Source organism: Salinicoccus sesuvii (genome assembly GCF_042648145.1).
GTDB classification, from domain to species: domain Bacteria; phylum Bacillota; class Bacilli; order Staphylococcales; family Salinicoccaceae; genus Salinicoccus; species Salinicoccus sesuvii.
In genome coordinates this window covers 197,759-209,543 of the sequence record NZ_JBHRWV010000009.1, presented here as the reverse complement: position 1 = coordinate 209,543, position 11,785 = coordinate 197,759, and the positions used below count along the sequence as shown (strand labels likewise).

15 protein-coding genes are annotated in these 11,785 nt (G+C 39.1%); 4 read left to right on the top strand and 11 right to left on the bottom strand.

Translation table 11 applies throughout. The annotated features are described in order from the left end of the window. Positions 1-40: 40 nt before the first annotated feature. Complete coding sequence (locus tag ACFOJ8_RS11615; protein WP_380650813.1) at positions 41-814, bottom strand: hypothetical protein; 774 nt, start codon at positions 812-814, stop codon at positions 41-43. A gap of 160 nt (positions 815-974) precedes the next feature. On the opposite strand from ACFOJ8_RS11615, the gene ACFOJ8_RS11610 reads away from it, so the two are divergent. Further along, entirely contained in the window at positions 975-2,186 is a 1,212-nt protein-coding gene (locus tag ACFOJ8_RS11610) for an NADH:flavin oxidoreductase/NADH oxidase family protein (RefSeq protein ID WP_380650811.1), read from the top strand. Between the two features lie 109 nt (positions 2,187-2,295). Further along, positions 2,296-2,703, top strand: a complete 408-nt coding sequence (locus ACFOJ8_RS11605; protein WP_380650809.1) for a helix-turn-helix transcriptional regulator — start codon at positions 2,296-2,298, stop codon at positions 2,701-2,703. Positions 2,704-2,731: 28 nt separating this feature from the next. On the opposite strand, the gene ACFOJ8_RS11600 is transcribed toward ACFOJ8_RS11605, so the two are convergent. The 6 genes from ACFOJ8_RS11600 to ACFOJ8_RS11575 form a co-directional block, all read right to left on the bottom strand. After that, entirely contained in the window at positions 2,732-3,487 is a 756-nt protein-coding gene (locus ACFOJ8_RS11600) for an NADPH-dependent oxidoreductase (protein WP_380650807.1), read from the bottom strand. A gap of 206 nt (positions 3,488-3,693) precedes the next feature. Continuing rightward, on the bottom strand, positions 3,694-4,188 hold the full coding sequence (locus tag ACFOJ8_RS11595; RefSeq protein WP_380650805.1) for a CHAP domain-containing protein: 495 nt from the start codon (positions 4,186-4,188) through the stop codon (positions 3,694-3,696). 149 nt (positions 4,189-4,337) lie between these two features. After that, the gene (locus tag ACFOJ8_RS11590; RefSeq protein WP_380650803.1) at positions 4,338-4,688 is read right to left on the bottom strand and encodes a hypothetical protein; all 351 of its coding nucleotides are present in this window, start codon (positions 4,686-4,688) and stop codon (positions 4,338-4,340) included. Positions 4,689-4,769: 81 nt separating this feature from the next. Continuing rightward, positions 4,770-6,701 (bottom strand): fructose-1,6-bisphosphatase, encoded by a 1,932-nt coding sequence (locus ACFOJ8_RS11585; protein ID WP_380656928.1) that lies wholly within the window; start codon positions 6,699-6,701, stop codon positions 4,770-4,772. Between the two features lie 448 nt (positions 6,702-7,149). Then, a complete protein-coding gene (locus ACFOJ8_RS11580; protein WP_380650801.1) occupies positions 7,150-7,575 on the bottom strand; it encodes an Hsp20/alpha crystallin family protein in 426 nt (141 codons plus the stop codon). A gap of 182 nt (positions 7,576-7,757) precedes the next feature. Further along, on the bottom strand, positions 7,758-8,165 hold the full coding sequence (locus ACFOJ8_RS11575) for an 8-oxo-dGTP diphosphatase (protein WP_380656925.1): 408 nt from the start codon (positions 8,163-8,165) through the stop codon (positions 7,758-7,760). A 139-nt stretch (positions 8,166-8,304) separates the two neighbouring features. Here ACFOJ8_RS11575 and ACFOJ8_RS11570 point away from each other — a divergent pair, with 139 nt between their 5' ends. Beyond that, the gene (locus ACFOJ8_RS11570; RefSeq protein WP_380650799.1) at positions 8,305-8,928 is read left to right on the top strand and encodes a hypothetical protein; all 624 of its coding nucleotides are present in this window, start codon (positions 8,305-8,307) and stop codon (positions 8,926-8,928) included. Positions 8,929-9,229: 301 nt separating this feature from the next. Here the strand turns inward: ACFOJ8_RS11570 and ACFOJ8_RS11565 are convergent, their stop codons facing one another. Next, complete coding sequence (locus ACFOJ8_RS11565; RefSeq protein WP_380650797.1) at positions 9,230-9,667, bottom strand: antibiotic biosynthesis monooxygenase family protein; 438 nt, start codon at positions 9,665-9,667, stop codon at positions 9,230-9,232. Between the two features lie 305 nt (positions 9,668-9,972). Between ACFOJ8_RS11565 and ACFOJ8_RS11560 the strand changes: the two genes are divergently transcribed. Then, complete coding sequence (locus tag ACFOJ8_RS11560; protein WP_380659935.1) at positions 9,973-10,296, top strand: antibiotic biosynthesis monooxygenase; 324 nt, start codon at positions 9,973-9,975, stop codon at positions 10,294-10,296. 74 nt (positions 10,297-10,370) lie between these two features. Here the strand turns inward: ACFOJ8_RS11560 and ACFOJ8_RS11555 are convergent, their stop codons facing one another. From ACFOJ8_RS11555 to ACFOJ8_RS11545, 3 genes are all read right to left on the bottom strand, one after another. Beyond that, complete coding sequence (locus ACFOJ8_RS11555; RefSeq protein WP_380650793.1) at positions 10,371-11,123, bottom strand: class I SAM-dependent methyltransferase; 753 nt, start codon at positions 11,121-11,123, stop codon at positions 10,371-10,373. Between the two features lie 89 nt (positions 11,124-11,212). Further along, positions 11,213-11,425 (bottom strand): hypothetical protein, encoded by a 213-nt coding sequence (locus ACFOJ8_RS11550; RefSeq protein ID WP_380657146.1) that lies wholly within the window; start codon positions 11,423-11,425, stop codon positions 11,213-11,215. Next, entirely contained in the window at positions 11,409-11,732 is a 324-nt protein-coding gene (locus ACFOJ8_RS11545) for a TIGR04104 family putative zinc finger protein (RefSeq protein WP_380650791.1), read from the bottom strand. The genes ACFOJ8_RS11550 and ACFOJ8_RS11545 overlap by 17 nt, the downstream gene beginning before the upstream one ends. Positions 11,733-11,785: the final 53 nt, after the last annotated feature.

Genomic DNA, 11,785 nt, shown 5'->3' with positions numbered 1-11,785 from the left:
TTTTACTTAAAATTCGAACATTTTAGAATAGTATATTTCACTAATTATTATAACGCAAAAAATAGATAAGTGCTGTTAAAGAAAGCGCTGTTTTTCCAAGATTACTATCAATTGGTGCATCGAAGGTGGCAACCTCATTATTCATCTCTCTAAAGATATAATGATGGCTTATCGGGCTGCTAAAAGACGAAAGTGACATGATCCCATTGGAGTGAGCGTCTTCGAAGAGATATTCGGATGATATGGGAAAGGATTCGCCATTTACAAATGCTGTTCCTTTAAACTTTAAGAGTATTTTTAGCTCATCGAATTTAATTTTGCCTATAAGTGTATCGCTATCATCGTATATATTCACATTGGCGCTTCTAAAGCCGTTTCGGCGAAATCTACAAATTAATTTATTCTCGTGATCAGTCAGCATGTAATCAACAGGCACTATGACATTGAAGTAGGAGAGGAATGAGAAAATGAAAGTCTTTAGACTATCGACTTTAATCGAGACTCTACCAATGTATTTGCCCTCATAGTCGAATATCATCAGCCTTTTAAAATACCAGACATCGGTTTTCATAATTACTTCTGCTATCTCACTATAATCGAGATTTGAAAATCCAGGATCATGTTTTTTTGTGAGCTTACTGAAATAAAAAGAAGTAATGGCTACAATGAGAAGACTAAAAGAAATCATGAAGAAGTAGACAAGTGCATTCGTGAGGTTTGCTGTAAATAGATAGTATAAGAGCGTTACTAGTGCGAAGAACACAATGGAATAAAGCGATGCAAGAGTGGCACGCCAATATTTACGACGAATCATATTTTTCTCCCCCCAATAATATATATGCTAAATTATTCCATTATATGATGATATTTTCAATTAATTTCATATCTCTTGATTGTCGGAGAACCATCTGGGGAAAAGTGTCGTGAGCTTTTATACAAGTTAATAGTTGCGCTATGACAGGGGGAGTAAAATAATGAGAGTAGCAGAACCATTGAAACTTAAAAATAGTGTGGAACTAAAGAACCGGTTTTTTAAATCAGCAATGAGCGAGACAATGGCAAATAAAAGAAATCAACCAAACGAAAAGCACATCCAGTTATATCGTGCATGGGCAACAGGCGGGGCTGGGGTGGTGGTGACTGGAAATGTTATGGTGGACCGCAACGCTTTGGGTGAACCGGGCAATGTTGTTATAGAAGATGAGCAAGATATAGACATACTTCGAGAATGGGCACGTTACGGTACGCAAAACAACACCCAGTTGTGGATGCAGATTAACCATCCAGGCAAGCAGTCACCTAAATCTATGTCTAAGGAGCCGGTGGCACCGAGTGCCGTACCAATGGCAAATAAATACAAAGGAGCTTTCAGTCCCCCCAGGGAATTGACAGAAGGGGAAATTAAAAATCTCGTCATTAGATTTGTTAATACAGCAAGAATCGCCAAGAAAGCAGGGTTTACAGGAGTACAGATTCATGGGGCTCATGGTTATCTTATAAATCAGTTCCTTTCTCCCCATGACAATCGTAGAAAAGATGCGTATGGTGGTAGTCTAGAGAATCGAATGAAATTCCTCATAGAGATATACGAAGGCATGCGTGAAATTTTAGGTCATAGTTATCCTATCGCGCTAAAGCTTAATTCTTCCGACTTTAATACAATGGGTTTCACTGAAGATGAATCGTTACAAGTAGTAGAAAAGATGGCATCAATTGGACTGAATCTAATTGAAATATCAGGAGGCAACTATGAAAAACCTAAAATGTCGACCGGTACAGATTCTGAGATATTCTTCATAGATTATGCGCAGAAATTGAAAGAAAGAATGGATATACCGGTCGTTGTAACGGGAGGATTTCGTTCTTTTGAAAGTATGGAGATTGCACTCGAGCAAAATCACACAGATATGATTGGTATCGCTCGGCCTCTTGCACTTGAACCTCATCTTCCCAATCAGATCTTAGCGGGAAGTAACGTCGGAATAACGACGCAACACCTCACCACAGGCTTCCACGCTCTTGATGTGAAAATCGGTCCCGCTGTGGGTAATTTTTATTACGCTATGCAACTTAAAAGAATAGCGCAGGGCAAATCTGTCAGACGTCATAATAATGCGTGGTGGCCTCTTCTACACCTCGTTGGAACACATGGATCCGAGGCGTTTAAACCTAGACGCAAAAAGTGAAATGAACTTTGTAGAACATGTTTTTAACTATTAGTTTGTCCATGTAACAAATGGTTTATACAAAGATTATTTAGAACATTGTAAAGTTTATGCCGAGGGGGGTTCTGTTATGGATGATGTATTTGGCAAGAAGTTGAAGGTGCTTAGAGAATCTAAGGGCTGGAGCCGAGACCAGTTGGCTAAAGAGTTGCACGTGTCACGCCAAGCGGTCTATAAATGGGAAAGCAGCAGGGGGTATCCAGATATTAGAAACTTAATTATAATAAGCGATATATTTGGTGTCACGATCGATGAGATGATTAGAAGTGATAAGGAATTGCAAGACAAAATCAGTATTGCTGAAGACATGAAAATATCACAAACCAACGATCCTGGGTTTTATATTGGTCTCATTCTGATAGTACTTGGTATTTTTCTTTTCGATGGTGCAGCGTCTACTACATTAATGGTTCTAGGGTTTCTTTCCTTTATATTTTTCAAAGATTTCATAAAGTCTATAGTGTCATTTTTCAAATAGTTGTTGAAACCTAAAAACCACCTAAGCATTATCGCTCAGATGATTTTTTTCCTCCGGGAAAATTTTGTTCGTTAAGCATTTCGTCTATACCAACATAGTATGGTCTACTGAAGAAGGTGGCGACGAATTCAGTCCATGTCCCTACCCTGTTGTTGCTAGTCCGCTCTTGCAGATACTGTCTATAGGTATGGTTATAAGCTTCAAGAATTGGTTTTAAATCTTGATCATAATATTCTAAGTGATATATCGCTTCTTTCGGTAGTCTCGGCTTTTGATCGACATCTTCATTTGGATGACCGATGCACAGTCCAGAAATTGGCACGACATACTCAGGTAAGTTGAGCATTTCTATAACTTCCTTCGCTTGTCTGCGAATCCCTCCTATAGCGACTGTACCAAGCCCCATTGATTCTGCGGCCACAACTGCTGTTCCGAGAGCAATGCCAACATCTGTTGTTCCTACAATTAATGAGTCGATATCATCTTTGACATTTAAAGATGTCCCTTCCATTTCACTGGCGAGCATAGTGCGATAGAAATCAGCGCAGAAAACGAAAAAGACTGGTGCTTCTTCAATATGCTTCTGATTTCCGCACAATTCAGCAATCTTCTTTTTACGTTCAGTATCTTTTACAGCGATGATTGTATACTGCTGTCCATTAATCCAGTTGGGAGATGCCTGGACAGATTTAATAATCTCATCCAACTGTTTATTGCTAACGTCCTGACTTTTATATGATCGTATGGATCTGTGATTTCTCAGTGTCTTTATAGCTTCGTTCATTTCTTTAACCTCCTATTGGTGGATATGGTAGGAGTATAGCAATCTCTGAAATATAAATACAAATGAATAGCAGTATAAGATGATAACGGAGTATAATAGTAGAACACGATGGTGCGCCATTGTAACGCTAATAAGACCCAAAGAACAAAGGTTAACTGCCTAATTATTATGCATAGCGTTACGATAAGGTATATTAGTAAGCATTATTAAACCTTGTTTTCTAAATCTTTCGGTCGAGGATTCGTTTTAGGATGTATATATGAATACTCTTTAATTCTTTCAGCTTCGATGGTGCGTTCCGTTACTTCGTAAGGTTCGTTATAATTCATCTCTGATATTTCTATGGAACCATCATCATTTACAGTCTCAATATATGCAACATGGCCGATTTCGCCTCTTGAAGTCTGAAGAATGGCACCCTCTGCAGGATTGTTATTTACGGTGTAGCCATCTGCTTTTGCACGTTTTGCCCAAGAATCTGCATTCCACCATCCTGTCTCAATCATGTCTCCCTGGGCTTTTATCTTATCGAATACATAATAGGTGCACTGTCCCTCATCATAAGTGTTATTAGCCATAGGGTCCGGCAGCATCATGTATTCTATTGTTTCTAAAAGGCCTTTTTCAGTATTGCGATCTGCAATGAAGAGTCCAGCAGCAACAAGGATGAAGACGGAGAGAAGGACAGCTATTTTTTTCACGTGGAACGCACCCCCATCTCGATTTATGATTTTTATATTAATAAAATTATACAATTATTTGATTCTCTGCAGAATAATAATGCTCAATACAAAAACAGCGGATCTGTAGGATCCGCTGTTTTGCACAATATACTTAAATTAGAAAAACACTATTTTTTCTTAAACGTACTTGCAAAGCTCAAGGCGCTGAGACCAAGAAATTTAAGTGCACCTTTGCTGCCTTCGTAACCATGGCCAGCCTTATAGTGCTTATATGCTGCGACACCCATGACAGTTCCAACCATCAAGGATCCCAGTCGAGTGAATGATTTTCCAAGGAAAGAGGCGAACAGAAACATTGCGCCGACGGCTTCTAGGTAACCTGCAATTTTCATCTGATTAGAGTTAACTTTGAATTCTTTTTCAAAATCCTCGCCAACTTGCCCTTCATTTTCAACTTTTGTTAGTCCGCTTTCAATAATATTTTTTCCGATGAAAGCATTTAATAGATAGTGGATCATCTTTATCCTCTCCTTTTCATGTTTTCCAGTTTCTCAGAAATGGAGAAGCTTGTCATGTTAAATGCTTACTTAATGTATTTTTTAATTGATATAACGATAGGACATAAGAGCTTGGAGCATCTCGATCTCCTCTTGCAGTCTTGCACCAATATTGGTATCGCGAATCAACTGTCTTTCAAGTTCTTCGTCGACCAATCTTCTAACGGACATGGCATCAGCACCATTCATCAAAACATTTTCCTTGGAATTGAAGTGCTGGTGAGCGACAAGCTGCATACCGTAGGAATTGAAGAGCAGTGTATAGCCTGCGATACCTGTCGTCTTCTGGTAGGCCTTTGAGAATCCGCCATCGATGACAATCATTTTGCCATTGGCTTTAATTGGATTTTCACCATCTCTTTCTTTTACAGGGGTGTGACCATTGATGATGTGTCCCTGCTCGGGGTCGAGATCAAATTCTGCAAGCATTTTCTTACACATTTCGCTATCTTCTCGCAAATGATAATACGGATTCTTTAATTCTTTGTGAGAAGCTTTATCTTCAATGAAATACCGCTCAAAAGTAGTCATGGCACGCTTGCCAAATAGGGAAGAATACTTGCCTGTCCATAAGTACCAAACGAGGTCGGTCGATAGGTCATCCGTCGATTCGACATCGGCAAATGCTTTACGCAGATGATATTCGAACTGGTTTAGCAGTTCCCTTCCTTTGTAGGTTTCTCCATCGATTTCCATCTCTTCCATATCCCCATTTTCATCCACCGGAATACAGCCATGGATAAGCAGGTTACCATTATAATTCAAATAGAGACTCCCTTTTTTCATTAGGAAACTCATATGTCTTTTCAACTTTTCGGACTGCTGTACAGAGAGGAGAAGCTTATCGATAACTTCTTGTTCCTCTTCAAGCAACTCTGCCGGATTATTTTTATTGATAGTCGCGAAGCATGTATTCTGCAGAGGATATGTCTGTCCATAAACTGTTATCTCCTGCTTGTCATAATCTACTTTTTCAAGAACCAGCCGCTCGTCCATATCAAAGTACGGACGGCGCTTGATAATCGGACTTTCCAACTTGAACTGAATCATGGCAATTGCCTGATGCATTATTGTAATCTGATGCCTCTCCTGTTCCGACATTATCTTATCGGATTGTTGCTTTGGATGGAATGCTGCATTGTCTCCATAGTATTTTTCCGCCAGATTAAGTAGTGGCCGTAAATTGATACCATAAGCATCCTCTATGATGTCAAGATTGTTGTAGCGTGCACAGATTCTGAGGATATTCGCAAGGCACACCTTGGATCCGGCGTAGGCACCAATCCATAATACATCGTGGTTACCCCACTGGATGTCGAGGGAGTGGTAGTCTATCAGTGTATCCATGATCTTGTCTGGTTCCGGTCCACGATCGTATATATCTCCCACAACATGGAGATGATCGACGACAAGGCGCTGAGTTGTATGTGACAATCCAACAATCAGCTTATCGGCCTGATCGAGAGAGATTATTTTCTCAACAATTTTTTCGTAGTAGGGTTTTTTGTTAGTATCTTCGTCAGTCTTATAGAGCAACTCTTCGATAATGTAAACAAATTGTTTAGGTAAAGCTTTTCTCAGTTTTGATCGTGTATATTTTGAAGAGGCATATGATATCAGTTCAATCATATGGTGAATCTTCGTTTTATACCATTCGTTTAATGCTTCCTTGGAACCAATCTGATTCTTAATTAGTTTGATCTTATCTTCAGGATAATAGACGAGTGCCGCAAACTGACTTATCTCTTCTTCGGTCAGTCTATCTTTGAAGATATCGTGAATTTTAACCCGAACATTGCCGGAACCGTTTCTGAGTACATGCTGGAAAGCCTGAAACTCTCCATGGAGGTCACTGACGAAGTGTTCTGTGCCTTTCGGGAGGTCCATAATAGACTCTAAGTTGATGATTTCTGTTACAACTTTCTCCTCACTATCGAACTTTTCAGAGAGCAGATCAAGATATTTCGCTCTCATATCCTTATCTTTTCCAATCGTCTGGTATTTGAGATCGCTACCAAAAGCATGAACCATAGTATCCACTCCTGTTAAATGTTACCTTCCATTATACTGAAATTTCTACGGTGTGACATAGACTTCTCGTATTCCTTGCATAAAGTACTCATTTAAAAGTTCAGAAAGCTAGCATAAAAGTCGCATAGCCAATAGAATAGTTATTAAAGACCCTAAAGATTTTTTTGGTTGATGCACTGTCTTTGGGAGTGTAGAAAGAGATCGTAAATGACATATGTAGCGCTACTGATTGAAATGAAATAAACTTTTTGGATGAATGGTTGTCTTGATTATATATCTCGAGTTCTGCTTTAGCTGAAATTATACTTTTTCTACTACTTCAAGAAAAGAGCTATGAACAAAGAGCATGGATCAGAAGATCCATGCTCTTAAACTCACAACGCAAATTTGTCTAGTTGATTTCAATACGTTTTGAATGCATCGCTCTGCTGGTCTTGGGTAGGGTCACTTTTAGTACCCCATTGCTAAAATCAGCTGTAATACCGTCCTCTCTAATATTATCGAACGTAAATTGTCGTTTGATTGTGCTCAAGCTACGTTCCCGGTGTATGATGCGGCCGAGGTCATTTTTTACTTCATTATCTGTTGATTGATTAGCCGAAATGGAAAGTATACCGTTTGTGTATTCTATATTAATGTTTTTCTTTTCAATACCTGGGAGTTCTGCTTCGAGTACATAGGTGGTGTCGTATTCACGAATATCTGTTTTCATCGTGCTCTCCGGTAGTTGTGGGAACAACTGACGTCCAAAATCTCTAAAGATATCGCTCGGATTCATGTCGAAAAGGCTATTGGAGGGTCTCGGTTCGTAAGCCATTTTACATCTCTCCTTAAATGATTTTATACTAGACTTGATGCACTCTCTTGGATTTCTAGTATAGCACTACCAAACTTCGCGGTCGAACGATAATGTTTAACGTTATCACCGAAATGCTATGTAATACTTGAGGTATCCTGGTTATATCGCACATCGTTATAATATATCGATAACGCTTTTAACTACATGAGAGCAATCTCCCACTCTTCGTTATAATAGAATTCAGATATAGCTTCGTCCGAAAATACTTTGTACATTTCTTCAAAATCATTAGCCAGCGTGTAATTTTTCAGTGCATCAGGTTCTATCCAGAAGACCTCCCCCTCCGCAGAACTTGTTAATTCTCCCTCATATTCCTTCGCCTTGTAGAAGAACACAATATACCGTTCTTCGTTAGCAGTTTGGAACTGCTTTACTCCACAAAGTTTTGGATTTCTGATAGTGAGTCCAGTCTCCTCGAATACTTCACGTACAACAGCGTCATGAAAAGATTCGTTCTTTTCGATATGACCGCCTGGAAAAGTCACTCCAGGCCAGTTCTGTTTCATTCTATCTTGAATTAATATCTGGCCCTTGTCATTTTCAATCATGCACATATTTGTAAGAATTACCATTTCTGCCCTACTCATAATCCACCTCAATGTTAAAATATTGTTATAACCAGTGTATCATTTTAGATGTCCATTAAGAATTGTGATGAGTCATTTGATATTAAAATTGGAGGCATTTATGAAGAAAATGAGTTTGTGCATCATAACTGTTTTGATTGTTCTCACCGGGTGTGGAAATGAGAGAAATTCAATAGAAACGATATCACTCTCAGATAGGGAGAGTCATCTTGCGAATGCATTAGCAGAAATCACTTTTGCTTATGAGCTAGAGCACAAAAACTTGGAGAATCCTCATTTGAATATCTGGGTTGAAGAGTATAACTATGGCGAAAAACAGGAAGAAGATTTGTTATCACATGGTTTGGTGAGAACAGAAAAAAGTGAGAACGAACATTTATATTTTTTAATTCAAGAAACAGGTGAGGAATCTGAAAAGAGAACAATGAGCATTATACGGATTGACGGCGAAAATACTGGATCATCTAGTAGTATGTATGACGTTATATTGGATAAAGAAGGAATTGACGCTTGGACATACAATAACGAGATAAATGACGCCGATTTCAGTAACCAACAGGCTGTTGTTATTGGTATCATTCAGTATGCCGACGTAAACACCAATATTACTGGATTTATTCCCGAAGTAATAAACGACGGTTCTAGGAGTGCTGAAGAGGTATTTAAGGACAACCCTGTTACGTACTTGCTTAAAGCTCAGTTTTCTTCAGAGTATCGAGATTAATGGCAGTCACGTGATGCGCATCAATGGTGTAATTGACTGCTTTTAAAACTATCTCGGCTAGTAAAAATCGTGTGACGAGTTAAAACATAAACGAATGGCTCTGTACACATAATAAAAGATAGAGCGAACGTTAGTATTCGATGGAGATTTTAGATTTACAAGGATAAGAGACTGAGTAGTGTGCTACAAATTGCGGTGGAACGTGTTCCAGAGAATGTTCTATATGTAACACTTCTTTTCTTATTGTTTGCTTAAGATCCTTCGTTTCAATATGAAAAGTAGTGTTGCAAGAATCTACTTTCTACTCTCCACCGAGATAGAAACGAAAATTAAAAGATTTCTCTCTGTCGACTATTTCCCGATCCAAGCCCGACTTAGTACCTCTGTTTTTATGAGTCGATTTGTACTGGGTGGAATCTTGCCAATTGTGAAAGGCTGCTTCTGTTTCCCAGAGAGAAAGGATGACGTAATACATGTCGGCCTCTGATTTCATTACACGCAGTGCCTTATATCCGTCTACTGTACCAAGGTTCGATTGGCGACTGAGAAAACGTGCTTCGAAAGGGCCTTCCATGCCTTCATTTACGTAGACATTGTTAAGGACACAATATCCACTGTTCTCAATTTCGCCCTGACTTTCGATGATCGTGTAGTATTTTGTTTCTGTGCTAGTACGGATGGATGCAAAGTTCTCTTTGACGACCACCCTATAGTTTTTTTCCTGATCGATAAGTATCACGTTCTTGCCTCCAGATATACTTTTTTCATTATTAATTTAGCTAGAAATACCGGTATCAAGTATCATACTGATACCGGCCCCAGGTATGTAATCGGCTCCGATCCCTATAGATAGATCTCGGCTGACGGCAAACTCACATGGTCGCCTTTGCTTATTCCTGGAAATATTTCTTCTCCGACTCTATATATTTTACATGGCACACTTACTGAAAGTAAATAATACTGATTTAAAATCTCATATTTTATTGAATAACATCACTCGTGGTATATTATTTTATATACCACTTTAAGGGGGCTATTATGCTTATGATTAAAGCAGTAAATAGAATCAGTATTAAAAAAGGGCGGGCACATGAAGTTGCAGAAAGATTCTCCAAAGCGAAGTCGATCCATACCTTTAAAGGATTCATATTAATGGAAGTGTTGATCAAGGAAGGTACAAAAGAAGAAGATGTTATTGAGGTGTGCACAACATGGGAGAGTCACGATAGTTTCAAAACCTGGAGAGAAAGCAGAGCAACTCAGAAAACGCATGCATCGACTGAGCAGGAGAGTAAGCCAGAAGATAATCCGATAATCGGTGCCGAGTTGTCAACCTACGAAGTATTTGTTCAGCACCACCCAGAATAGAAAGAAAAATAGAAGCCATGGCAATTACACCATGGCTTCTATTAATATATTGCTACTATATAGAAACGAAAAGCTTAATTTCTTTTGGCTTTAATACGATAGGAAAGACATTCCCGGAGCGAAGCGTTATCATAATACCGCCATGCGTTATAATCCATAGCGCCATTAGGGAAGTAACCTACAATATCAAGTCCTGCTCTTTGGCATAACATGTAAATCTCTTCTGGTGTATAACATTTTAAATACTGTGAGACTGCATCTTCAGCCACATCAGTTTGCCACCACGTATCAATCATCTTATTATTCTTGTGATCATAATCGTAACGCCTTTGTACGGTGGGATGGTTTACTGGATCAGGTCGCATCGTCTGTCCATCCGCTTTTATCCAATGTACGGGGTTATAGACATCGATTATGATTGTACCTTCATCGCTTAGCCAATTGCGTATTCGCTCAAGTAATAACAACTGGTCTCTATCCTCACCGACACCAAATCCATCCATGTAGAGCACTGTATCGAAAGTATTATCAAGCTCAATTTCATAGAAGTTGCCGCATAACGCCATTATATTGGGCGTAGAATGGCTTTTAGCCACTGAGACCATCTCTGGAACCAGCTCAACTGTAGTAATGCTTTCAGCATGGGCAGCCAAGGTGCGGGCTAACCTGCCGTCCCAGGCACCGAGTTCGAGTATATTGCCAAGCGGTTTGCCAAGCTGCTCTTTTATATCTTTAGCAAAATGTTTTTCGTAATCAGTGATTTCGCCCTCTTGCCTCAGTATGCGATACTGTGTTTCATAAAACTTCTCTGCCCAATTTTTTGTCATTCTTATCTCCTCCTGTAATTTGTTCTAAACTACAGGTTTGAAATCAGATACAATAACCACATTGTATTGCCACCTTTCAATATCCGTATCTATATCCCTTTCATATAGTTGTTATCGCTAATATCATAATTATACTTTCTAGCATGCCATATAGCTACAACATTAGTCCCTATGGCAAATAACGCCCCTATAATCAAGAATACATTGCCCCACCACACAAAATCCAGCCAATAATTGAAGATAAACAATTGGATAGAAAGTAACAAGGCAATCACAGCGATATTTCTACCGTATCTGGTCATCCCAAAAATCCCCTTCATACGCACTAGTGAGTTCAAAGGTATATAGAATCAGAAAAAAAGCAGTGGGTATTGAAATGATTATAAATGCAACGTGAACCTGCCATGTCACACTGAAAAAGGATGGTAGAAACATGATCAAGCTCATTAAAAAAGTAATAAGCATGCTTTTCTTCATATATCTACGCGTAAGATACTGTTTCTCCCCACAGTAGGGACAGGTCATACTGCGATCAAACGAAAATTTGAACGACTCTCTCAGTTTATCTCCGATTGTCCAGCGGTTTCCGCAATGCGCGCATCGTGTCATCTCCCAAAACCTCCTGAAAATAAAGAAATCTTCTATAATCCTATTTATTCCAT